Origin of the sequence: Bordetella genomosp. 9 (assembly GCF_002261425.1) — a bacterium.
Classification (GTDB): domain Bacteria; phylum Pseudomonadota; class Gammaproteobacteria; order Burkholderiales; family Burkholderiaceae_B; genus Bordetella_C.
In genome coordinates this window covers 1,901,762-1,925,732 of record NZ_NEVJ01000003.1, presented here as the reverse complement: position 1 = coordinate 1,925,732, position 23,971 = coordinate 1,901,762, and the positions used below count along the sequence as shown (strand labels likewise).

Genomic DNA, 23,971 nt, shown 5'->3' with positions numbered 1-23,971 from the left:
TTATTGAATTTATGCGGGGCTGAGGCCCTCGTCAGGTCGTGCGGTCCGGCTACTCCTGCCACGCCGCGGGATGGGCGCCGTTGGGGGCGGGCGGCAAGGTCCAATGCGCGCGCGTGCGAGAAAACTGCGCGACGGGCGGCAACTGCTGCAGCACACCATACGCCGACGGACGCGTGTCCAGCAGCGGCAGCAGGCCTTCGGCAAAATGCCGCCGGTCTTCGCGAGCAGTGTGGCCGGCTTCCAGGCCCAGGCTTTGCACCCACATCGAGGTCCGCGTCAACGATACCTTCACATGGTAGCTGCCGCCTTCCACGGCGCGGCGCATCAATGCCAGCATGACGCCGGCCGCGCCCAGATAACCCGTCAGGTAGTCGTTCAGCAGATACGTCGGCACCACGCGCGGCTTGCCGCCCGCCACGCCTTCGCTGATCGCGATGCCGGTGACGGTCTGGCCCAGCTGTTCGAAGCCTCCGCGTTCGGCCCAGGGGCCGCTATCGCCGAAGGCGCTGACGCTGACGTAGATCACGCCGGGGCGGATGGCGGCGGCGTCCTCGGCGCCGACGCCGCGCCGCGCCAGGGTGCCGGGGCGCCACGATTGCACGACCACGTCGGCGCCGCCGATCAGTTCGCGCGCGCGCCGCAGGTCGGCCGCCTGCGTCAGGTCGAGAAAGGCCGAGCGCTTGCCGATATTCGTATCTATCGTCTGCCGGAAAGGGTCCTGGTTCATCGGCGGCGTGATGCGCAGGACCTCGGCCCCCTGTTCGGCCAACGATCGCGCGACGACCGGACCGGCGATGACGTGGCCCAGGTCCAGGACCCGAAGTCCCGACAAGGGTCGGGCGCCGGGCCTGGCGGGTTCGGGTTCGCTGTCGGCGATCCGGGTGATCTCGATGACCGGTTGCCGTGCCAGCAGCGCGCCTTGCGCATGCCGCAGCCATTCGTCGGTGCCGCGCGCGTAGACCCCGGGCAGGCGCTTTTCTTCAAAGGCCGTTTCAAGGTCGTCGGCTTTCCAGCGGCCGATCGCGCGGCCCAGCGCGGCGGGGGTGTTGGCGCAGTCCAGCAGTTCCAGCACGCCGTCGCGCAGGTGGGGATAGGACCCGATGGGAAAGAACCAGCGCTGGTCGGCGGTGCGGTAGAAGTCCGCCTTGAGCTCGGTCAGCAGCGATAGCGCGGGCAGGCTGTAGCCGTTCTGGGTCTGGAAGTGGCCCGGGTTCAGGGACGCCGCGGCCTGCATCCAGTCGATGGCGACCGTCTGGCGCTGCCCGGTGGCCAGGTGCCACCACTTTTCCACCGTCAGTGCATAGGCGCCGATCGCCGCGCCGGCCGACAGGGTGAGCGCGTGCGGCGTATCGAAGGCCGGCGCATCGCCATGGAAACGCAGCCTGGCGGCGGGCGGTTCGTCCCAGGGCCGCTCCCCGCCCAGCAGATCCGCGATGGCCCGGCAGGCGCGTTGGGACAGGTCAGGGGACACGGGCATGACGGCGCTCCATCTTCTTCTGATAGGGAAGGGCAGTCTATAAAGGGGTAAATTCCATGTCCAACATATAATTTATAGCCCTGTAAGATAGGATATATCTTAATGATCAACAGCCGGGTGCTCCGGCAGTTCATCGCGGTCGCGGAGGAACTGCACTACGGGCGCGCCGCGCTGCGCGCCGGTATCGCGCAGTCGCCCTTGAGCCAGGCGATACAGAAGCTGGAGGGCCACCTCGGCACGCCGCTGTTCGTCCGCAACAAGCGCTCGGTGGCGCTGACGCCCGCCGGCACCGTGTTCCTGGAAGAAGCCTATCAATGGCTGCGCTACGAAGAGGTGGCGATACAGCGCACCCGCGGCGCCAGCAGCGGGGAAACCGGGCAATTGAGCATAGGCTTCATCGGCAGCGTGGGCTACGGCTTCATGCCGGAACTGATCAACCGGTTCCGGCAGGAGTTTCCGCAGGTGCTGTTGCGCGTCGTGGAGATGACGACCAAGGACCAGCTGGAGCAGATCCAGGGACGGGCCCTGGACGTCGGCATGCTGCGCACGCCGCTGCCGGTCGCCGCGCCGCAGATACGGACGCGGGCCTACCAGCGCGACCGGCTGGTCGTCGCGCTATCGGCCAGCCATCCGCTGGCCGGCCGCAAGCGCATCGCCCTGAAGCAGTTGGCGGGCGAGTCCTTCGTCTCGTTTTCGCGCGAAAAAGTGCCCGCCGCGCACGCGCAGCTGATCGCGGTCTGCGGCGCGGCGGGTTTCTATCCGAGCATTGAACAGGAGTGTTCGCAGGTCGCCAGCGTCATCTGCCTGATCGCGGCGGGGCTGTCGGTCGCGCTGGTATCGGGCAATCTGACGTCGCTGATCCACCCCAAGGTCTGCTACGTGCCGATCTCCGACCAGACGCCTTATCTGGACCAGGAGGTATCGCTCGCATGGCGCGAGAACGACTCGAACCCGGCGTTGCATTCCTTGCTGGAGGTGGCGCGCGTCCTGGCGGTCAGTGGTCCTGGTAGCCCAGCGCCTTCAGGTCGGCGAGCGTCTTCCTGACGATGGCGATGGTCTTCTCCCGCTCCGCGCCTTCCAGGTTCAGCCGCGGCGGCTTTACCGTTTCCGCCGAGCCTGAGACGATGCTTTCCGCCAGCTTGATATGCTGGACCAGCTTGACCACCGTATCGAGATGGAAAAGCGGGATCAGCGCGCCGTACAGCTTGCGCGCGCGGGCGTAGTCGTTTTCCAGCGCGAGATTGAGCAGTTCCACCGATTGCCGGGGGAGCGCATTGGCCATGCCGGACACCCAGGCCTGGGCGCCGAGCGCCACGCTTTCGACGATCAGGTCGTCGACGCCGCAAACCACGGCGAGCCGATCGCCAAAGCGCGAGACCAGATCGGTGACGCGCGTGGTGTCGTACGACTCTTCCTTGATGGCCTCGATGGTGGGTTCGGCCAGCAGCTCGGCGATGACGTCAGGCACCAGGTCGACGCCGTAGCCTCGCGGGTTGTTGTACAGCAGGATCGACAGCCCGGACGCCTGGGCAACGGTCTTGTAGAAGGCGATCGTTTCGCGCGCGTCGGATTTGTAGGTCAGCGCGGGGAACACCATCAGCCCGTCGACGCCTATCCGTTCCGCTTCGCGCGCGTAGGCGACCGCACGTTCCGTACTGGTTTCCGCCAGGCCGGAGATGATGGGGATGCGGCCCTTGATCACTTCCTTGGCGGTCTTCAGGACGGTGATCTTCTCGTCCGGTGTAAGCTGGGCATTCTCGCCCACCATGCCCATCATCACGACGCCGCTGACACCATTTTCGATGAGGCGTTCCAGGCCCGCGCCTATGGCGGGGACATCCAGCGTGTAGTCCGGCTTGAGCTTGGTGGTAACGGCGGGGAAGACCCCTTTCCAACGTATCGACATTGACATGCTCCTTTAACGATATGGGGGGAGGCGCGAACCTGGGTCCGCGCCGGGCTGGTTCACTCGACGGTGATGCCAAGCTCCTTGATCAGCTTGGAATACTTCGCATCGTCACGTCGCAGTACCTGGGCGAACTGGTCCGGGGTCATCTCGACCGGTACCACGCCCATGTCCAGCATGCGTTTCTTGATATCCGGCTTCATGAAGGTCTTGTTCATGGCGGCATTCAGGCTGGCCACGATGTCGGGCGGCGTGCCCTTGGGGCCGAAGGCGCCGTACCAGATGGTCATCTCATAGCCGGGGACGGTCTCGCCTACCGTCGGCGTATCGGGCAGCAGTTCCGAACGCTGGCCCTCGGTCACCGCGAGCAGACGAAGCTTGCCCGCCCGAACGTGCGGCAAAGTCTGCGTGCCCGCGCTGATGTTCAACTTGGTTTCGCCGCTGACGGTCGACAGGATCGCGGGCGCCCCGCTGCGGTAAGGCACGTGCGCCATCTTGATGCCCGCAAGCCGTTCGAGCAGCAACACGCCGAGATGGTTGGTGCTCCCGGTGCCGCCGGTGGCGTAGTCGATTTTGCCTGGGTGCTCCTTGGCGTAGTCGACCAGCTCCTTGATGTTGTGTACCGGCAAGCTGGGGTTGACCACCACGGTGGTCAGCACATTGGCCAGGTAGGCGATGGGTGTGAAGTCGTCGACGCCCTTGAATGGCGTCGACGGAATCAGCGTCGGATTGACGACGTGGTTGGTCATGGCGCCGATCAGCAGCGTATAGCCGTCCGGCTTGGCCTTCGCCACGATGCCGGTGCCGATGTTGCCGCCCGCGCCGGAACGGTTTTCCACCAAGAAGGACTGCCCGTAGGCCTGCGACAGGTCGGCCGCCAGTTCGCGGGCCAGGATATCGGTCGATCCGCCTGGGGCCGCCGGCACGATGAGGGTGACGGGTTTCTCGGGCCAGGCGGCGTGCGCCAGGGCAGGTGTCAGTACGGTCAGCCATAGGCCGACCAGCCGCTTCAATCCGGCTGTCTTCATGGTATTCCCCTTGTGTGTTTCCACTCGCGCGACACTGGCCGGCGGGGGCCGCATCCGCGCCGCGTCGAGTCATGCGTCGTACAAAGCCGATCGCATGTCGTTCATGTTAGGAATGTGACACCGGCGGGAAACCGGTTTTTTTGATCGCGCGATTAGGCGCAGCTTATGGCTGCGCCGCGGCGGCGTTCATTTCGTTGCGCAGCCGGACGAGGCTGGCGGCCAGGTGCTCTTCGGCGGGCAGGGGTTGGTCGCGCGCTTCGGAGATGATGTGGATGGCGGGCAGCATCCACTGCAGCCGCAGGTCCAGCGTGGCGACGCGGCCCCGGCCACGGAAATCGTTGGCCACGTCTTCCGGCACGATGGAGACCATGCCGTCGTCGCTGGCGATCATCTCCTCGATGACTTCGGACGATTCGGTCTCGATGATCGGGGCGGGGGGCACCAGCTTGTGCTTGCGGAACTCGTCGTTCAGGCGCTGGCGTGTGGGCGTATCGGGCAAGGGCAGCAGCCAGCGTGCGCTCGACAGGTCCTTGAGCTGCACGTCCCGCTTGCCCAGGCGCGCGGCCAGCGCCGGATGGGCCACCAGCGCCGGCCGCTGCTCGTACAGCAGGCGATGGCTCAACCCGACCAGGTCGTCGTCCGGCGGGAGCCTGCCGACCACGCAGTCGACCTTGCGCTCGCGCAGCAGCTTGAGCAACTGGCGGGTATTGCCGCGATGCAGGGTCAGGCTCAGGTTGACCTGCTGGACCAGCGTGCGCACGGTGCGGGCGAGCAGCGCGCTGGAAAGATGGGGGACCACGCCCAGGTTGAGATGGGTGCGATAGCCGGAGCTCATGGCCTGTACTTCGCGTTCCCAGAATTCCACGTCCTGCAGGAAACGACGCGAACGCGCCAGCGCCATGTTGCCCAGTTCGGTCGGCACGACGCCGCGCGAGGTACGCGAAAACAGCGGGCTGCCGAAGATGTTCTCGACCTCGGCCAGCGTCTGCGTCAGCGCCGATTGCGAAATGCCCAGGGCATCGGCGGCGCGCGTGACGGAACCATGCTCCGCGATCGCGATCAGCACGGAAAAATGGCGGATTTTCAGGCGCCGCACGAAATTCAGTGCGCTGGGGTCCATGGCTACGCTCCTATAAGCGCTAGCTTATCCCACAATGAGAAGATCCGATGATGCGGGGAAACCAGCCCGCTATCGTAGATGTCCCATCGATAGACAAGAGTCTCGGAATGTCGGATGCCTTCACCACGCGGCCGGAGATCAGAGGTACCAACGGCGTGGTATCCAGTACCCATTGGCTTGCTTCGCAGACCGCCATGAGCGTGCTGGAGCGTGGCGGCAACGCGTTCGACGCGGCGGTCGCCGGCGGCTTCGTGCTGCAGATCGTCGAGCCGCACCTGAACGGTCCGGGCGGCGAGGTTCCCGTGCTTTTCTGGAGCGAAAACGAAAAGCGCATGCGCAGCCTGTGCGGCCAGGGCGGCGCGCCCGAGCTTGCGACCACCGACTATTTCCGCCGTCAGGGGCTCAGCCAGATACCGGGCATCGGCCTGCTGCCGGCGGCGGTGCCGGGCGCGTTCGGCGCGTGGTTGACGTTGCTGCGCGACTACGGCACCTGGGAGCTGGCGGACGTCCTGGCGCCCGCCGTCGAATATGCCCGCGATGGCTTTCCCATCGTTCCCCGCGTGGCGGCGTCCATACTGGCTGTGTCGCCGCTGTTCCGCGACGAGTGGACCACGTCGGCGCAGGCCTGGCTGCCGGGCGGCAAAGTGCCGAGGCCTGATCGCCTGATGCGCTCCACGGCCATCGCCGCGACCTATACCCGGATCATCGACCTGGCCGAGGCGCGCAGCAGCGACAGGGCGGGGCGCATAGACGCCGCGCTCGATGCCTGGTATCGCGGTTTCGTCGCGGACGCGATCGACCGGTTCTACCGCCAGGAGCGGATCTGGGACACCACGGGCCAGCGCAATCCGGGCCTGCTGCGCAAGGCCGACCTGGCGGACTGGCGCGCCAGCTACGAAGACCCTTTGACGGTGGACTACGGCGATTACACGGTGGCCAAGTGCGGCACCTGGTCGCAGGGCGCGGTGCACCTGCAGCAGCTCGCCATGCTGCGCGAGCTGAAGGTGGAGCGCCAGGACCCGCTGTCCGCAGCGTTCGTCCACACCGTCGCCGAGGCGGCGAAGCTGGCCTTCGCGGACCGGCTGGCCTGGTACGGCGATCCCGACTTCGTCTCGGTGCCGATCGGCAACCTGCTGGGCACGGCGTACGCTCGCGATCGCGCCGGGCTCATCGCCGCCACCGCCAGCCGGGAGATCCGGCCCGGCTCGCCGGGCGGCGTGTCGCCGAGATTGCCGGACCTGGGCATCGCGGAGCGCACCCTGCGCGACGCGGACGTGCGCTACGGCGTGGGCGAACCGACGTTCGCGCAGCTGCCCCCGCTGGAAAAATGGGCCGACGAGGAAATCTTCGTCGGCGATACCTGCCATCTGGACGTGATCGACCGGCACGGAAACATGGTGTCGGCCACGCCCTCGGGCGGCTGGCTGGCGGCCAGTCCGACCATCCCCGAACTGGGTTTCTCCATCACGACGCGCATGCAGATGGCCTGGCTGGACGATGGGCTGCCGGCGTCGCTGCAGCCGCGCAAGCGGCCGACCACCACGCTGTCGCCGGGCCTGGCCCTGCGCGGCGGCCGGCCCTATATGTGCTTCGGCACGCCGGGCGGCGACCAGCAGGACCAGTGGACGGTGGCGTTCCTGATCCGCCACATGCAAGGCATGAACCTGCAGGAAGCGATCGACTGCCCCGCCTGGCACATCGAGCATTTCGTGACGTCGTTCTGGCCGCGGCCGGTCAAGTTGAACAGGCTGATACTGGAGGACCGGTTCCCGCCCGAAACGATCGACGCGCTGCGCCAGGCTGGGCATGACGTCACCGTCGGGCCGTCCTGGTCGGAAGGCCGGATCACCGCCTGCACCCAGGAAATGCTTCCCGGCGGGCGCAGGTTGCTGAAGGCGGCGGCGAATCCGCGCGGTATGCAGGGCTACGCGGTGGGCCGTTGACGGTAGAAGGATGGCAGGCCAGGCTGGCAGGCGGATATCGAAGGAGCAGTACGGATGCGTTGGAACAAGACCTTGACCATGGTGAACTGCCATGCGGCCGGGGAGATCGGCCACGTGGTGACGGGCGGCGTCATCGACGTGCCCGGCCAGACCATGTTCGACAAGATGGTGCACTTCGAAGAGCACCGCGACGACCTCAGGCGCATCTGCCTGTTCGAGCCCAGGGGCGGCCCCAACCAGAGCGTCAATTTCGTGCTGCCGGCCACGGATCCTCAGGCGCGCATGGGATACATCATCGCCGAATCCATGGAGTATCCAGCCATGTCGGGGTCGAACACGATATGCGTGGCGACCGTGCTGCTGGAAACCGGCATACTGCCCATGACCGAACCCATGACCGAGATCATGCTGGAATCGCCCGCCGGCCTGATCCTGGTGCGCTGCACGTGCGCCGATGGCAAGGTGACCAGCGTCGAGTTCACCAATCAGCCGGCCTTCGCGAACCACCTGGACCGGATGGTCGAAGTACCCGGTACCGGTAGCCTGAAGGTGGACGTGGGCTTCGGCGGCATGACGTACGTCATCGTCGATGCCGCCGCGCTCGGCTTCGGCCTGACGCCCGACGAAGCGCGGGACATCTGCGAACTGGGCCAGAGCATCAAGGCCGCGGCGGCCGAACAGCTGCCTTCGCCACATCCTCTGAACCCCCATATCAAGGGCATCACCCAGACGGAATTCGTCCTGCCGCTGCGCCGCGAAGCAGGCGTGCTGCGGGCGCGCAACGCGGTCGTCGTGTCGCCGGGACGCTGCGACCGGTCGCCCTGCGGCACCGGCACGTCGGCCCGCTTGGCCGTGATGCACGCCAAGGGGCAGATCGCCGTGGGCGAAACCTTCATACACGAGTCCATCATCGGCACGGAATTCGAGTCCCGCATCACGTCGACGACCACGGTGGGCGATTACCCCGCTATCGGTTCGACCGTGGCGGGGCAGGCCTGGATCACGGGGATCACCCAGTTCGGCGTCGATCCGAGCGATCCTTTTCCGCTGGGTTTCACGCTGGCGGATACCTGGCAGGAAGCGGTGGACGACAAACTCATCAAATCGCGGAAGTGAAACGATCATGTCGCGGGACAAGGATTCCAAGATGCTTGAACGAATCGGTTTCATCGGTACCGGCAGCATTACCGAGGCGGTGATACAGGGGCTCGCGGCTTCCCCCGCCAGGCCCGCCCAGGTCGTGGTATCGCCGCGCAATGCCGACACGGCGGCGCGGCTGGCCGCGAGCTACCCTTTCGTGCGCGTGGCGGCCGACAACCAGGACGTACTGGACGCCTGCGACGTCGTCTGCCTGGCCGTGCGCCCGCAGATCGCGCTGGACGTGCTGGCCGGCCTGCGCTTCGCGCCGCGCCACCATGTACTCAGTTTCATCTCGACGTTCAGGATGGACCGGCTCGCGACGCTGCTGCCGGACGTCGCGCGCATTACCCGCCTGGCGCCGCTGCCCATGGTGGCGCGCGGCCTGGGAACGACCATCATTCATCCCGCCGATCCGCTGGCCGCGCGCCTGTTCGACCAGGTGGGCATGGGCCTGGAAGTCGCGGACGAAGCCGGATTCGACGTGCTGTTCGCCGCGACGGCGCTCATGGGAAGCTTCTTCACCATGTTGCACACCCAGGGCGTATGGCTGCAGGCAAACGGCGTCGATGCCGCCACCACCCGGGCCTACCTGGCCTCGTTCTACGCCGGCTTGAGTGCCGTCGCCAAGGACACCGACACTTCGTTCGCCGAGCTGGCCACGGAGTTCTCCACGCGGGGCGGATTGAACGAACAGGTGATCCAGGATCTGTCCGCGCAGGGGGCCTTCGACGCGTTCGGGCCGGCGCTGGACCGGATACTGCAGCGTATACGCAAGGCTTGAGCTGCCTGAGGCTCCCGTCAGGCAGCGAGCTTGCGGATGTCGTCGTACAGCGACCGGCTGATCCTGACGCCATGCTCGATACTTTCCTTCCTGGCTTCGAAGCGGCGCTGCGAGGGCAATCTCGCGCCCTGGCCCACGATGGCGTCGAACAACGCCTCCGCCGCGGCTTCGCTCTGCGCCGTCCTGCCGCGCCCCAGCAGCGCCGGATCCAGCGCGATGAGCAGCTCGCCATGGAAAGGCGTGGCGTTCGCGCCGGCGTCGAAGGCGCGCGATTGCAGGCTGGTCAGGTCGCCGATCAGTGGGCCGGCCAGCAGTTCTATCATCGCCGACAGCGCCGATCCCTTGTACGAGCCGAAGGTCAGCATGGCACCATCCAGGGCCTGGGCCGGATCCGTGGTGGGGCGGCCTTCCTTGTCCACCGCCCACCCTTCCGGAATGGGCCGCCCGGCGCGGCGATGCAGTTCGATTTCGCCGCGCGCGACCATGCTGGTCGCGAAGTCGAAGACGTATGGGTCCTTGCCCGCGCGCGGCCAGGCGAATGCGAATGGGTTGGTACCGAACACGGGTCGGGTGCCGCCGGCCGGCGCCACCCAGCTGTGGCTGGGCGTCATGGCAATGGCCGCGAGGCCGTGTGCCGCAATCGCTTCGACTTCGGGCCACAGGGCCGAGAAGTGGAAGCAGTCGTTGATCGCCAGGGCGGCGATCCCGCAGCGATGGGCCTTTTCCACCAGATGCGGCAGGCCCTGCCGGAAGGCCAGCAGCGAAAAGCCGTGCCGGGCATCCGCCTGCACGATGGCGGGCGCCGGGTGCGAGATTTCCGGAACCGCGGCGGGATCCACGCGGCCCGCCCGCATGGTATCCACGCACATGAACAGGCGATACAGCCCGTGCGAGTGGCAGGCGTCGCGCTGGCCGGCGGTGATCGTTTCCGCGATCGCCTCCGCGTGCGGACGGGAGTAGCCGCGGCTCGTCAGGACATCGAAGGACAGCGTGTAGACATCTTCCAGGGACAGGTGAACCGAGTCATCCATCGTGGCGCCTTATTCCTGGTCCATGACCTCGCCGGCGTCGAGCCGGGTGTCGTGGCGCGGACGGCCCCATATGCCCGCTTCCCCGACCACGCGCGGCAGGTCTTCCTGCAGCATGAACCGTTGTTCGACCAAACTTTGCGCCGCCCGCTCGATCGCGTCGCGATAGCCCTGGGCGCTGCCGTAGCGGCTCAGGATGGAGGAACGGGGATCGCCCGTCAAGCGCTGCTCGTCCGGCGTGTCGGGCAGGGGAACGTAGCTGCCGGTGGTCCCCAGCATGGCGCCGTTGCCGAATTCGCGCCTGCGCATGCTCCAGCCGGTATAGGTGCCCAGCGGTGCCCGCACGGCGGGTGCATGTACGCCGGCCACGTCCAGGCCGTCCCGGTCCACCGCGGGTACCAGGGTCGGGTAGGCCCGGCCCGGCAGCACGCGCGGTTGCGGATAGACGTCGCCGCGATCGAGGTCGGGCCCAAAATCGACCAACTCCAAGGTGCTGGGCGAGGTGGGGATCATCTGGCCCGGGATCGCGGGAAATTGCGTCTTCCACGTCTCGTGGTCGCACAGCGTGCCGTCGGCGCGCGTCGGTATGCGGCTGGCCGGCGGCGGCGTGCCGTGCGTGGCCCATGCGTCCATGCAGTCCAGCAGCGCGCGAAAGAAGAAGGACGTCGACACGCAGTTCTGGTAGTTGGTGCTCAGGCCGGCACTGGGACGCAAGGGCCCCGGCGCGCTGAAATGCTGGGAGGACGACCACATGTACATGCGGACGGTATCCGGCTGCGCCAAGTCCTGGCCTTCGGTATCCGTGTGCGCCAGGCTGGCCCGACGATGCCAGTATTCCGAAGAACTGTCGGTGTGGATGACCAGCGGATCGGTGTCAGGCCGTTTGAGGATGGCATCCGTGCGGCCGCTGTGCACGTCCGTGCAGGCCGCGTACGAAAACGGAAAGCGATCGGCCGGGGTATCGTGGTTTTCGTAATGCTGGCCCGGCAGCAGCGTCACGTTGGCGAAGCGCTGGTTCATCCACATCTTGCCGGCGCCGGCGACGTGCGGCATGACGCCATCGAAGACGCGCCGATTGCTCGCATCGGCGTTGAATCCGCCATGGACGAAATCGCGGATGCAACGGCCGGTCTGCGATCGGCCCCAGGCGTAAGCCTTGGCCGGACGCAAGCTGCCTTGTCCCAGGGGATTGGGCTGGCCGGCGCCGTCCGCGTCGTGGTACTTCAGGAAGCTGATGAAATCGCGCACCGCGACGTGGCCCAGCCCGAGCACGCGCGGATCCTGGGCGCGGTAGCACAGCTCGTAGATCCAGCCCGGTTCGAAGCCCTGGTGCAGCAGGATGTGGTGGCGGGACGCGACGATGGCCTGTTCTTCGCCCTGGCTGTCCACGCCCGTGCCGTTTTCCAATCGCGCGAAGGTCCAGGCGTCGGCTGGGATGTCGTGGCGACGGGAATGCGCGTAGCGGCGCCGCGTCAGCATGGCGTGCCGGGTATCCAGGTCGGATGTTGGATAGCTGCGCGTCGATGCCAGGCTGGACAAGGGATAGACATAAGTGCCGGCGCGTGTCGGCACGAACTCGGTCCTGACCCAGCCGACGATGGGCTTGCCGCCGTCGGTCGCGATCGGGGCGTCCAGCAGCAGGCGGCCGCCGCCTGGCAGCAGGTCGCCCTGCCAGCCCAGCCACGCGACCGTATAGCCGCGCCGCATCAGGAAGCCGTTGCCCGCGTGTTCCAGCGTGGCCGGCCGGTTGACCGGCGGCGCGTCGTTGAAAAACTGCAGCGCGCGCTTGTTGCCGCGATTGCCGTAATCGAAAAAGAGCCGGCCATTGCCCCGCGCCATGTCGACGGGCTTGAGCAGCTGGAGATCCGCGCGGTAAGCCACCTGTCCGTTCGCGTCGCGGTCCGCCTTGTCCAGGTCCACGACATGGGCGAGGTCCGGCGCGTGCGGATCGGCCAGGAACTCGATCCGTCCGCTCAGCAGTTCATAGGCGCCGGTATCCGCGAATTCGTGTCCGGCCGCGAAGAGTTGCCTATCGTTAAGGATGTACCGCAAGGAGGAGGGCATGCACAGGTCCAGTACAGGGTTGGCGTAGAGCGGCGGCGCGGCTCGTCCCCGTCATTCGGCCTTGATGCCGAATTCATGGATCAATCCGGTCCACACTTTGATGTCGTTCTTGATGCTGTCGGTCAGGGCAGGGCCGGCGAGGCGGTAGATCGACAGGTACTGCGCCTTGAACTGGGCCTTCAGGCGACTGTCCTCCTGCGCGTCCTGCACAGCCTTCTCGATGACCTTGATCACGGCCGGATCCATGCCGGCCGGGCCGACCACGGCGGTCCAGGTTGGCAGGGTGGGCAGGTCCAAGCCCACATCGCGGGCGCTGGGCACGCCGGGCAGTTCCGGTATGGCGCCGGCGCCGATGATCAGCAGCGGGGTGGCGGCGCCCGCCTGCAGCTGCGGCAGCGCCGGCCCGACCACGCTGGACATCAGGTCCGTCTGCCCACCGAGCACGGCGCTGAACGCGGGACCGGAGCCGTTGAACGGCACGTGCATCAGCTTGATCCCGGCCTTGTAGGCCACCATTTCGGTGGCGAGATGGGTGGAATTGCCGATGCCCGCGCTGGCGTAGGTGTAGCGCCCGGGATGCTCTGTTGCCGCCTTCTTCAGGTCGGCGAAGGATTTCAACCCGCTGGCCTTGCTCGCCACCAGCACGAAGGGATTCTCGGCCACTCCGGCGATATAGGTGAAGTCATTGATCGGATCATAGGGCAGGTGCTTGTAAAGCCCCGGATTCAGCGTCATGGGCGAAGAACCGCTCAGCAGCAGGGTGTAGCCGTCGGGCTTGGCCTTGGCCACGTAGGCCGTGGCGATGACGCCATTGGCGCCAGGCTTGTTTTCGACCACCACCGATTGTCCGAGGGTTTGCGACATCCTGTCGCTGAGTATGCGGGCGACCGAATCCACGCCGGAGCCGGCCGACTGCGGAACGATGAGCCGGATCGGGCCGGTCGGATAGGCGGCGTGGGCTTGGGCGGCGGCGAACGACACCACCAGACCCGCCGCGACGTGGGCGGCAAGACGTACGAACATCATCGATTCCCCTTGTGTGTTCATTTCTGTGTGGCGCCGCGCGTCAGCCTGGAGCCGCGGCGGGTGCCCGCTACGATTCTAGGGATGCCGGCAGACCGTCACAAATATGCAATAACGATGGGGCCATAGGAATTAACGATGGAATCAGCGGTGGGATGGACGATGTCCCGCATCGCGATTTTTCGGCGCCGGCGCGCGCTGCGACGAGGGGAATATGGATCTACGCCAACTGCGTTACTACGTCCAGATCGTGGAGCTCGGCAGCATTTCGTCCGCGGCGCAGGCGCTGCATGTCGCGCAGCCGTCCCTGAGCCAGCACGTTGCCAACCTGGAAAGCGAGTTGGAGACGCCGCTGTTCATACGCGGACACAACGGCGTGCAGGCGACGGAAGCCGGCGAAGTGCTCTATCGCCACGCCAAGACGGTGCTGCGGCAACTCGACGAAACCAAGGCCGCCGTGAAGACGCAGCGCGACACGCCCGCCGGCCAGGTGACGGTAGGCCTGCCCACCAGCACGTCGCGCGTGCTCGCCATCCCGCTGATGCGGGTCATCGCGATGCGCTATCCCGACGTGCGGCTGAAGCTGGTCGAGCGCTCCACGGCGGAGCTGGCCGAAGCGGTCGCCACGCAGAAGGCCGACCTGGGCATCTGCGTGGAGGTGCGTCCGCATGCCGGCATGCACATCACGCACGTGCTGGACGAGGAAATCATGCTGGTCGCCAGGTCGGATCATCCAGGCCGCGGCCCCATATCCATGGAGGAAGTGGTCGAGCTGCCCCTGGTGCTGCCTGGCTTTCCGAACTCGGTCCGGGTGCTTTACGAGCAGGCGCTGGCGCGCGGCGGATTGCCCTTGCGGCTGGTGGCGGAAACGTCGTCGACCAGTATTTCCCTGGCGGCGGTGGCCGCCGGCATCGGCTATGCCTTGCAGCCCTGGTCGGCCACCCGGGGGTGGGGGCCGGGATTGGAACAAGGCGAGGCGAACGGCTTCGTCTTGAGATCACTCGCGCCAGTGCCGCTGTTCAGGCGCATGTCACTGTGCATGTCCCATAGCGCATCGATGAGTCCCACCTGCCAGATCGTCGGGCAGGCCTTGCTGGCGCTGATGTCCGAGATGGTCGGCAGCGGCGCGTGGCAGGGTGTCAGGCCCGTGGCGCCGACGCCGTAGTGTCCTGATTCAATCCGTGGCCATGGACCTGGCCGGCCGCACGACGGCGCCGGTGCGCGTATCCGTGCTGGCGCCGTCGCGCCAGGCCGCCGCGCCGTTGACGAACACGCAGGCGATGCCCTTGGCCTGCCGTGTCGGCGACGACCAGGTAGCGGTGTCGGCGATGGCCTCGGCGTCGAAAACGACGATGTCCGCGTAATGCCCCGTTTTCAGCAGGCCGCGCTCGGGCAGGCGGAAGTATCCCGCCGTCATCCCGGTCATCTTGTGCACGGCCTCTTCGAGCGTGAACAGCTGCATGTCGCGGCAGTAGTAGCCCAGCACGCGTGGGAATGTGCCCCACAGGCGGGGATGCGGTGCCGGGTCGTGCGGAATGCCGTCCGAACCGATCATCGTGCCGGGATAGGCAAGAATGCGTTCGACGTCCGCCTCGTCCATGATGAAGTAGATGGCCCCTGCCGGCTGCAGGGCGTCCACCGCGGCTTCCTGCGTCACGCCCATGTCTTCCGCGATCTTGTCCAGGTCCCAGCCCGCGTATTGCGGCAGCGGTTCGGACTTGGTGACGATGATGCGGCTGGATACGGCCAGGCGATCCTTGCGCAGGATGGTCGAGCCCGCCACATAGGGGTAGGCATCCAGCCGGATGGGCTGGCGTGTCGCGGCGTCGGCGATATGTGCCAGAGTCTGCACGGAGCGGCCGTGGTTCCTGGGGCCGATCAGCTTGTGGTGGGAGACCAGCACGGGCGCGCCGCCGGCGGCGCCGACCGCGAAGGCCTCGTCCAGCGCGGCGAAGATCTGGTCGGCTTCGTCGCGGATGTGGCTCGTATAGATGCCGCCGTACTCGCGCAGCACCTTCGCCACGCCCATCAGTTCTTCCGTGGTGGCCGGCATGGCGGTGGGGTAGGCCGTGCCCGTGGACAGGCCGAGGGCGCCGGCTTCCATCGCTTCGCGCAGCAGCGCCTGCATGTGCGCGATTTCGGTTTCATTGGCGGGACGGTCCAGGTCGTCCATGGCGGCGGCGCGCAGCGACGTGTGGCCGACCAGGCACGCGGCGTTGATCGCGGCGGGGTGGCGCTCCAGCGCCTCCAGGTAGGCGCGAAAGGTGGCGTAGGGAAAGTCGGCCGTATCCGTGCTCAGCAAATTGATGGGCGCGGGTACGTCCTTGCGCTTGCCCGGCAGCCAAGGCGCCTGGCTCAGGCCGCAATTGCCGGTGACGACCGTGGTCACCCCCTGGCTGAGCTTGGCCGGCATGCCAGGGTTGATCAGCAGGTAGCGGTCGTCATGCGTGTGGGAGTCGATGAAGCCCGGGGCGACGATCATGCCGCTGGCATCGACGACCTGGTCCGCCGTGGCGCCGGCGAGATCGCCGATGGCAACGATGCGCTCGCCGGCGATGGCCACGTCGGCGGTAAAGCGCGGCGCGCCGGACCCATCGATGATCGTGCCGCCGCGGATCAGGGTGTCGTAATGCGTCTGGGCTGCACGGGTCATGATGGTGTCCGGTAAATGGCGACGCCAGGATCCTGGCGTCGCCTCTTCAAGGGTGATGACGTTTCGATCAATCGACGCTGACCTTCGCGTCCTTGATCACCTTCGCCCACACCGGGCGCTCCTCGTGGGCGAGATCGAAGAGCGCCTGGCGCGGCTTGATGGTAGGCACGTAGGCCAGGGTCTTCAGTTTTTCCTGCACTTCCGGTTCCGCCAGGGCCTTGTTGATGGCCGTGTTCAGCCAATCCAGGATCTTGGGGTCGACACCCGCGGGCGCCACGTAACCGGTCCATGCCACGGCACGGTAGCCCTTCAGGCCCAGTTCGTCCAGCGTCGGCAGGTTCGGCAGCAGGGGATCGCGCGTCGCGCCGGTCACGGCCAGCGGGATGACCTTGCCCTGGTCGATGAAGGCGGCGATCGACGAGATGTTGTCGAAGACCAGATCGGCTTCGCCGCGCAACACGGCCATGTCGGCCTCGACGCCGCCCTTGTAGGGAACGTGCATCATCTCCACGCCCGCCATCGTGGCGAACATCGCGGCGCTCAGATGGCCGGTGGTGCCGTTGCCGCCCGAGGAATAGACCAGCTTGCCCGGCTCCTTCTTGCCCAGCGCGATCAGTTCGCTGACGCTCTTCACGCCCAGGCCGGGGCGCACGGCCAGCACGTTCTGCACCGAGCCGGTCAGGGCCACCGGGGCGAGCTGCTTGTCCGCATCGTAAGGCAGCCTGGCGTACAGCGACTGGTTGATGGCCAGCGTCGCCACGTTGGCGAAGCTCAGGGTGTAGCCGTCGGCCGGCTGGTTGGCCACGTATTGGGTGCCGATGATGCCCGAGGCGCCCACTTTGTTCTGCACGACGAAGCTGCCGCCGGTGTCCTTGCTCAGGGCCGCCGCGAGCAGGCGGGTCACGATGTCCGGCGTGGTGCCCGTGTTGAACGGTACGACGATGGTGACCGGACGCTCCGGGTAGGCGGCGTGCGCGGCGACGGGCAGGGCGGCGGCGATGCAGCCGGCGGTAAGGACGCGCGCGATGCGGCGCATGGTCGAGAACGGCATGGTGGATATTTCCCTTGGACTTTTATGGAAGTACTGGATGGCGCGCGGCGGGTGGATGGCGCGCCGGTGAAACGGAATGTGCTGCTACAGGAAGCTTGCTGGAGAACGTGGAAACCGGCGGTTCAACTGCCCTCCTGCGCGATTTGCGCCAACAGCGGCAGGTCGATATTGCCGCCCGACAGGACGATGAGCGTGTCCTTGCCCTGGGTGGAAATCTGGCCGGCCAGCAGGGCGGCCAATGCGACCGCGCCGCCCGGTTCGACCACCAGGCGCAGTTCTTCCAGCGCGAAGCGGATGGCGGCGACGACTTGCGCATCGGTCACGGCCACGGCGGCGTCCAGGCGGCGGCCATTGATGGCGTAGGGCAGTTCGGCTGGTATGGCGGCCATCAGCGCATCGCACAGCGTCTTCGCGCCCGGCGCGTTCGGCTCGCGCTTGCCGCTGGCCAGCGAGCGCACGGTGTCGTCGTAGCCGGCGGGTTCGGCGGCCACCAGGCGGGCTTGCGGCGCGAGAGCCTGCAAGGCCAGCGCGCAGCCGGCGGCCATGCCGCCGCCGCCGCAAGGCGTGGCGAACAGGCCGAGATTCTTCAACGCTTCGGGCGGCAGGTCGCGCAGGGCTTCCAGCGCCAGCGTCCCCTGGGCGGCCAGCACGTCGGGATGATCGCCCGGCGGCACCAGCGTGGCGCCGGTTTCTTCCAGCAGGCGCATGCCTATGGTTTCCCGGCTTTCGCGCTCGCGGTCGTACTGCACGACCTGCGCGCCGTGGCGGCGAGCCTTCTCGACCTTGTTGGCCGGCGCATCCACCGGCATGACGATGGTGGCCGGCATGCCGAGCGTACGCGCGGCCCACGCGACGGCCTGGCCATGATTGCCGGTCGAATAGGCGACGACGCCGCGGGCGCGTTGCGCGGGGTCCAGATTGAGCAGGGCGTTGAAGGCGCCGCGGGCCTTGAAGGACCCGGTCACCTGCAGGTTTTCCAGCTTCAGCCAGACCGGTGCGCCGGCCAGTTCGTCGAGCTTGGGCGAACGCAGCAGCGGGGTGTGGCGTACATATGGCCCGATGCGGTCGGCGGCGGTCAGGACGTCTTCATAGCCGGGCACGCGCAGGGTGCCGAGCATTTCGTGTTCGATAGTGGTGGGAAGATCGGTGAGTTTCATGTTCAGTAAAACGGCTGGTGCGGCATCGCTGGGTGGTTCGCGTCTCGATTCGTGGCGCGTTCGCGAGGTTCGTCCCGTCCTCAATCCCTGCTGGGTTTCCACACCGGCGGCGCGGTGCTGCCGACCTGTTCGACGATGCGGCCGTAGGCTTCGGGCCGGCGATGCTTCTCGAAGTTGAAGATCGTGGTGCGCCCCAGCTCGCACATCTCCAGATTGCAGTCCGCGACGATCAGCTCGTCGTCCCAGGTCGTCGCCATGGCGATGATCTCGCCTTGCGGGTTGACGATGATGGAGTGGCCGAAAAGTTCGAAGCCGTCTTCCTTGCCGGCCTTGGCCACCGCCACGCCGAAGCAGGCGTTCTGGTAGCAGCCGGACTGTATGGCGAGCTGCGAATGCAGCACGCGCAGGTGGTGCGCCTCGAAGCCGCGGTTGTCCTGGTTCACGGCCGGCGTGTTGTAGCCTAGCAGGACCAGTTCGACCTGCTGCAGGCCCAGCACGCGCCATGCTTCCGGCCAGCGGCGGTCGTTGCAGATCAGCATGCCCAGGTTCACGTCCAGGCCGGCCTTGCCGACGGGGGCGCGCACCACGGGAAAGCCCAGGTTGCCCACTTCGAAATAGCGCTTTTCCAGATGCTGCACCTTGCGGTGCGTGGCGAATTCGGCATGGCCGGGCAGATGGACCTTGCGGTACTTGAGGATGACTTCGCCGTTGGGCGCGATGATGACGGCGGTGTTGAACCGGCGCTTGCGCAGCACGCCCTGTTCGTCCGCTTCGTGCGCGATTTCGGCGTAGCCCAGGTAGATCGTCATTCCGTAGCGGCGGATCGCATCGAACAGCGGCTGGGTCGCGGGGGAGGGCAGCGTCTGTTCGTACCAGTGGTCGGCTTCGTCCAGGTTTTCCGTGTACCAGCGCGGGAAAAACGTGGTGAGCGCGAGTTCGGGGAACACCACGACTTCGGCGCCACGCTGATGGGCGCGTTCCAGCAGGCGCAACATGCGGCCGACAGCGACGTCGCGGCCCTCCGATCTCTGGATGGGACCCAACTGGGCGGCGGCGACCGTGACGGTGCGGGACATGAGATGTTCCTGTTTGGCGTTATGGCGGTGATCGCGTCTATCGCGTTATCGCCACGCAGGATGAAACGGCGCCGCGCCTGTGTAAATGCAAGGGTTAGCCCTGATGCACTGCAACAATCCAGTGATCGTCAATGGGTAAGTCTTTGATACATAATTGGATTTGTTCGAGCTGCCATGGGCTGCGGGTAAACCCGGGTGCGCTTTTTGTTATAGGACCTGGGCAAATCCTCATGCATGTCCGTGACGCCCGGGCCACGACAGCCGGGCTCTACAATTCCGGACTGTCATTCGCTTCCTAACACCTATGGCCGGACAAGCTCGCCCCGGTGCCGCGCTGAGCCTGCGGCAGATCGAGGTTTTTCACGCGGTGATGCTGACCGGCTCGCTGAGCGAGGCGGGACGCATGCTGTTCGTCACGCAGCCCGCCGTCAGCCGCATCCTGGCATCCGCCGAGAACCGCTTGCGGTATCCCCTGTTCGTGCGCGTGAAGGGGCGCCTGCAACCGACGCCGGAAGCGCGACGCCTGTTCGCGGAATGCGAGCGCATCTTCGACCACGTCGGGCGCTTCAACGCCCTGGCCACGGGCCTGGGGGCGGGGGCGACGGGCACGCTGAGCCTGGTGAGCAGTCCCAGCTTCAGCGAGTGGCTGATTCCTCGCACCATCCAGCGGTTTCGAGAGAAGTATCCCGGCACGACGATACGCTACCGGCCGCTGGCCTTCGACATGCTGTTGCCGCACATCCTCCTGGGCCATGCGGACTTCGGCATCGCATCCATGTCGCCGCCCGCGAACGCCAACGTCGCCGCCGAAGAGATCGGCGAAGGCTGGCTGGGCTGTGCGATCCCGCACGGCCATCCGCTGGCGTCGCGCATGCGCATACACGCCGAGGACCTGCGCGGGCATCTATTGATCGGCTACGAAGCCGAGACACCCTTCGGCCGCCTGGCCGCGCGCTTCATGAATTCGGGCGACAGCCCCTTGCAACCCGACATCGAAATCCGCGCCACGCCCGAAGCCCTGGCGCTGGTCCGGCAGGGCGTGGGCGTCGCGTTGATCGAGTCCTTCGGGTATCACCCGAACTTCCAGCGCGACTTCGTGCTGCGCCCCACGGATCCCGTGCTGCCGCACAAGATCCAACTGCTTCATGCGGCCAACAGTCCGCTGTCCACCACCGCCCGCCGCTTCGCCACGGCCTTGCGGCAGGTCATCAGGGAAGCGCCGACGGCGGCGCCCTGAACTACAATGCCATCCAAGGGTGATCATGCCGCGATGGCATGACAGGATACGCGCTGGTCGGGCCGCCACGCGGCTACTTTGCGACCGTTATGAACATCACCTCTGCCATCCCCGCTGCATTCGCTTTCGTTGGCCAATTCTTCCCGGGGGAAGCGTAATGCCCAGCGAGCGACGCATCTCCGACACCTTCAAGGAATTCATCGCGTCGGGCAAGGCCGGCGGCATCGTTCTGATCCTGTGCACGCTGGCTTCGCTTGCCATCGCGAATTCTCCGATAGGCGCCTCCTACCTGGCGCTGTGGCATTTACCGCTGGCCGGCCTGAGCATCGAACATTGGATCAACGATGCGCTGATGGCAGTGTTCTTTCTGCTGATCGGCCTTGAACTGGAGCGCGAGCTCTATAGCGGCGAGCTGTCGGACCTGAAGAACGCGCTGTTGCCCATGCTGGCCGCCATCGGCGGCATCGTCGTCCCGGCGGCAATCCATCTGGGGCTCAACTTCGGTACGCCGATGCAGGCCGGCGCCGGGATTCCAATGGCGACGGACATCGCGTTCGCGCTCGGCGTGCTGGCGCTGCTGGGCAACAAGGTGCCCGTTTCGCTCAAGGTATTCCTGACCGCGCTCGCCGTGATCGACGACCTGTGCGCCATTGTGGTCATAGGGGTGTTCTACACGGCCAATCTGTCGGTGCCTTACCTGCTCGGAGCGCTTGCCGTGTTCGTCTGCCTGCTCGCGATGAACCGGCTGATGCGCGTCATGGCCCTGCTGCCATATCTGGTCGGCGGCGCGCTGATGTGGTTCCTGATGCTCAAGTCGGGCGTGCACGCAACCATCGCCGGTGTGCTGCTGGCCTTCGCGATTCCCTATTCGCACAGGCAGGATGATGCGGAATCTCCTTCGCACCGCCTCGAACATGTCCTGCACAAGCCGGTCACCTTCCTGATCCTGCCGCTTTTCGCGCTGGCCAACACGGGCATCGTGATCGGCGCCGGCTGGGCGTCCGAGCTGCTCGGTTCGAACAGCCTGGGGATCATCCTTGGGTTGGTCGTGGGCAAGCCGGTCGGCATCTTCCTGTTCAGCTTCCTGGCGGTCGCGCTCGGCCTGTGCCGCCTGCCATCCGATATCGGGTGGCGTCACGTGGCGGGCGCCGGCATCCTGGGCGGCATCGGTTTCACGATGTCGATCTTCATCGCCAACCTGGCATTCCCGGCGGATCCTGCCGCCGTCAATGCGTCCAAGATGGCGATCCTGCTGGCGTCGCTGCTTGCAGGCGGGCTCGGGTTCGCGTATCTGAAGCGGCAGAAATAGCGCACGCGGCGGTCCGCCGCTTGCGCCCGCTCAGGCAGCCGCTACGTAGGCATCACCCGGCGCGCGATCAGCGTGCGCGCATGGCCGGACGTTGCCAATGACGGAAGGGCGGCGTCGACGTTATCCGCCGCATCGATTTTGAAGACGCTGACGACGCGTCCGAGCGTATCGGCCTGGTCGCGCATGGATTGCGAGGCCGCCGCCGCCTGTTCGACCAAGGCGGCATTCTGCTGCGTGGCCTGGTCCATCTGGCTGATCGCGATATTGACCTGCTCGATGCCCATACTCTGTTCCTGGCTGGCCGCCACGATCTCGTTCATCATTTCGGCCAGCTTCCGGATATTGCCGACGACTTCATCCATCGTGCCGCCGGTTTCGGCGACCAGTTTGTTGCCCGCGACCACATTGCTGACGGAGTCGTCGATCAGGGACTTGATCTCTTTCGCGGCCGATGCCGAACGCTGCGCCAGGTTGCGCACCTCGCTGGCGACCACGGCGAAACCGCGCCCTTGTTCGCCCGCGCGCGCCGCTTCGACCGCCGCGTTCAGCGCCAGGATGTTCGTCTGGAAGGCAATGCCGTCGATGACCCCGATGATGTCGACGATCTTCCGCGACGAACCATCGATCGCGCCCATGGTCGAGATCATGTCCTTGACGACCGCGCCGCCGCGCACGGCGACCTGGGACGCCGAGACGGCCAGCTGGTTGGCCTGCCGCGCGTTCTCCGCGTTCTGCTTGACGGTGGCGGTCAGTTCTTCCATCGACGCGGCCGTTTCCTCCAGCGACGCGGCCTGTTGCTCGGTGCGCGAGGACAGGTCCAGATTGCCGCTGGCGATCTCGGCCGAGGCATTGTGGATCAGCTCGGTGCCGGACTGGACGTCGCGGACGATGTCTTTCAAGCCGCGGTTCATCGTGTCCATCGACCGTATCAGGTCGCCGATCTCGTCCTTCGACGTCGTGGCGATCCGTGCCGTCAGGTCGCCTCCAGCGGCGCGGTTCGCCATGGTGATCGCCGATCGCAACGGCCGCGTGATGCTGCGCGTGATGACGACGGCACAGGCCGCGCCCAGCATGACGAGCAGGGCACCGAGCAGCATCAATAACCCCATGCTGCGTTCGTTGGTGGCGGCGATCTCGGCCGAGATCGCATTGATCTGTTTGCGCTGGTAGGCGAGGAAGGCCTGCACGCTCTCCTGATAGGCCTTGGCCGTGGGCAGGAAGGACTGCGTGTATACGCGGTCCGCTTTGGCCGCGTCGCCGCTCATCTTGGCGGCCATCACGTCGTTCTTCGCTTTCTGGTAGGCGTTGCGGCCATCCACCGACGCCTGGTAGAGCTTGCGCTCCTCGTCGTTGGAGATCAGTTCTTCCAGGCTCTTCAGCAAGGCGCCGCCCTGCTTGACGCTGTCGGCGATGACGTCCGCGAAGACGTCGGACAAGGTGCCGTCGGTGCTTTTCGCGATCATGGCCGTGCGCGCGATCGCGGAGTAGATGAAAACGTACCAGTCGGCCGTGATGCGTTCTTTCGTCAGCGGCTTTTCCATCATCAGGCGCGTTTCCGCCGCGTTATGGCGCGCCGCGATCAAGGCATATCCGGTTGAGCCGATGGAAAGCGCGAGGACCAGCACGAAGCCGATGGCCAGGCGGGTGCCGATTCTGATGTTCGATAGGAAGTCCATGGTCGGCCTCTCCAAGCCCAGATAGAAATATTTCAAATAAATACAAATATGTCGCTTCCAGCGTGGAAATATTACAAATAATCATGCGACATAACGATTGTGATTCTACGTTAACTATCTGATAAAGAAGGGAAAGACTTACTTGATTGTCGCTTCATAGAGACAAATTAGCGACCTTGGCTGTCCTTTCGCAACAGCGACACGCGTTACAAATAGCGCCGAGGGCGCCGCAGGGCCAGCGTGACCGGCCAGGAAAGGTTCGGCCCCGGGATGGTGCGTACGTCCAGCCTGGTGCATAAGAT

Annotated in this window: 19 protein-coding genes; 7 read left to right on the top strand and 12 right to left on the bottom strand. The window is 66.1% G+C overall.

Annotated features, from left to right (window positions below):
- Window positions 1–49: 49 nt before the first annotated feature.
- Entirely contained in the window at window positions 50–1,477 is a 1,428-nt protein-coding gene (locus tag CAL26_RS19790; RefSeq protein ID WP_094848460.1) for a CoA transferase, read from the bottom strand.
- A gap of 102 nt (window positions 1,478–1,579) precedes the next feature.
- Between CAL26_RS19790 and CAL26_RS19785 the strand changes: the two genes are divergently transcribed.
- Complete coding sequence (locus CAL26_RS19785) at window positions 1,580–2,521, top strand: LysR family transcriptional regulator (protein WP_094848459.1); 942 nt, start codon at window positions 1,580–1,582, stop codon at window positions 2,519–2,521.
- Here the strand turns inward: CAL26_RS19785 and CAL26_RS19780 are convergent.
- From CAL26_RS19780 to CAL26_RS19770, 3 genes are all read right to left on the bottom strand, one after another.
- A complete protein-coding gene (locus tag CAL26_RS19780; RefSeq protein ID WP_094848458.1) occupies window positions 2,472–3,383 on the bottom strand; it encodes a dihydrodipicolinate synthase family protein in 912 nt (303 codons plus the stop codon). The genes CAL26_RS19785 and CAL26_RS19780 overlap by 50 nt on opposite strands.
- Window positions 3,384–3,442: 59 nt before the next feature.
- A complete protein-coding gene (locus tag CAL26_RS19775) occupies window positions 3,443–4,411 on the bottom strand; it encodes a Bug family tripartite tricarboxylate transporter substrate binding protein (RefSeq protein WP_094848457.1) in 969 nt (322 codons plus the stop codon).
- Between the two features lie 163 nt (window positions 4,412–4,574).
- Window positions 4,575–5,531 carry a LysR family transcriptional regulator gene (locus CAL26_RS19770; protein WP_094848456.1) on the bottom strand — a complete coding sequence of 319 codons (957 nt, stop codon included), beginning with the start codon at window positions 5,529–5,531 and terminating at the stop codon, window positions 4,575–4,577.
- A gap of 107 nt (window positions 5,532–5,638) precedes the next feature.
- Between CAL26_RS19770 and CAL26_RS19765 the strand changes: the two genes are divergently transcribed.
- The 3 genes from CAL26_RS19765 to CAL26_RS19755 are packed head-to-tail and all read left to right on the top strand — an operon-like array spanning window position 5,639 to window position 9,395.
- Window positions 5,639–7,474, top strand: a complete 1,836-nt coding sequence (locus CAL26_RS19765) for a gamma-glutamyltransferase family protein (protein ID WP_094848455.1) — start codon at window positions 5,639–5,641, stop codon at window positions 7,472–7,474.
- Between the two features lie 54 nt (window positions 7,475–7,528).
- Entirely contained in the window at window positions 7,529–8,590 is a 1,062-nt protein-coding gene (locus CAL26_RS19760; protein ID WP_094848454.1) for a proline racemase family protein, read from the top strand.
- A gap of 31 nt (window positions 8,591–8,621) precedes the next feature.
- On the top strand, window positions 8,622–9,395 hold the full coding sequence (locus CAL26_RS19755; protein WP_094849987.1) for a pyrroline-5-carboxylate reductase: 774 nt from the start codon (window positions 8,622–8,624) through the stop codon (window positions 9,393–9,395).
- Between the two features lie 17 nt (window positions 9,396–9,412).
- Here the strand turns inward: CAL26_RS19755 and CAL26_RS19750 are convergent, their stop codons facing one another.
- From CAL26_RS19750 to CAL26_RS19740, 3 genes are read right to left on the bottom strand one after another with little or no spacing between them, the layout of a single operon-like run.
- A complete protein-coding gene (locus tag CAL26_RS19750) occupies window positions 9,413–10,426 on the bottom strand; it encodes an Ldh family oxidoreductase (RefSeq protein ID WP_094848453.1) in 1,014 nt (337 codons plus the stop codon).
- A 9-nt stretch (window positions 10,427–10,435) separates the two neighbouring features.
- The gene (locus tag CAL26_RS19745; protein WP_094848452.1) at window positions 10,436–12,487 is read right to left on the bottom strand and encodes an alpha/beta hydrolase domain-containing protein; all 2,052 of its coding nucleotides are present in this window, start codon (window positions 12,485–12,487) and stop codon (window positions 10,436–10,438) included.
- A gap of 51 nt (window positions 12,488–12,538) precedes the next feature.
- Entirely contained in the window at window positions 12,539–13,513 is a 975-nt protein-coding gene (locus CAL26_RS19740) for a Bug family tripartite tricarboxylate transporter substrate binding protein (protein ID WP_094848451.1), read from the bottom strand.
- Between the two features lie 211 nt (window positions 13,514–13,724).
- Here CAL26_RS19740 and CAL26_RS19735 point away from each other — a divergent pair, with 211 nt between their 5' ends.
- A complete protein-coding gene (locus tag CAL26_RS19735; protein ID WP_094848450.1) occupies window positions 13,725–14,675 on the top strand; it encodes a LysR substrate-binding domain-containing protein in 951 nt (316 codons plus the stop codon).
- A 9-nt stretch (window positions 14,676–14,684) separates the two neighbouring features.
- On the opposite strand, the gene CAL26_RS19730 is transcribed toward CAL26_RS19735, so the two are convergent.
- The 4 genes from CAL26_RS19730 to CAL26_RS19715 form a co-directional block, all read right to left on the bottom strand.
- Window positions 14,685–16,163, bottom strand: coding sequence for an N-acyl-D-amino-acid deacylase family protein (locus CAL26_RS19730; RefSeq protein WP_094848449.1), 1,479 nt, complete (start codon window positions 16,161–16,163; stop codon window positions 14,685–14,687).
- Between the two features lie 67 nt (window positions 16,164–16,230).
- Entirely contained in the window at window positions 16,231–17,214 is a 984-nt protein-coding gene (locus tag CAL26_RS19725) for a Bug family tripartite tricarboxylate transporter substrate binding protein (protein WP_094848448.1), read from the bottom strand.
- A gap of 122 nt (window positions 17,215–17,336) precedes the next feature.
- On the bottom strand, window positions 17,337–18,371 hold the full coding sequence (locus CAL26_RS19720) for a threonine ammonia-lyase (RefSeq protein ID WP_256988536.1): 1,035 nt from the start codon (window positions 18,369–18,371) through the stop codon (window positions 17,337–17,339).
- Window positions 18,372–18,451: 80 nt separating this feature from the next.
- On the bottom strand, window positions 18,452–19,447 hold the full coding sequence (locus CAL26_RS19715; protein ID WP_094848446.1) for an N-carbamoyl-D-amino-acid hydrolase: 996 nt from the start codon (window positions 19,445–19,447) through the stop codon (window positions 18,452–18,454).
- Window positions 19,448–19,751: 304 nt separating this feature from the next.
- On the opposite strand from CAL26_RS19715, the gene CAL26_RS19710 reads away from it, so the two are divergent.
- The gene (locus CAL26_RS19710) at window positions 19,752–20,684 is read left to right on the top strand and encodes a LysR family transcriptional regulator (RefSeq protein ID WP_094848445.1); all 933 of its coding nucleotides are present in this window, start codon (window positions 19,752–19,754) and stop codon (window positions 20,682–20,684) included.
- Window positions 20,685–20,841: 157 nt separating this feature from the next.
- The gene (gene nhaA / locus CAL26_RS19705; RefSeq protein WP_094848444.1) at window positions 20,842–21,993 is read left to right on the top strand and encodes a Na+/H+ antiporter NhaA; all 1,152 of its coding nucleotides are present in this window, start codon (window positions 20,842–20,844) and stop codon (window positions 21,991–21,993) included.
- 41 nt (window positions 21,994–22,034) lie between these two features.
- Here nhaA and CAL26_RS19700 read toward each other — a convergent pair whose 3' ends face one another.
- Entirely contained in the window at window positions 22,035–23,669 is a 1,635-nt protein-coding gene (locus CAL26_RS19700; RefSeq protein ID WP_094848443.1) for a methyl-accepting chemotaxis protein, read from the bottom strand.
- Window positions 23,670–23,971: the final 302 nt, after the last annotated feature.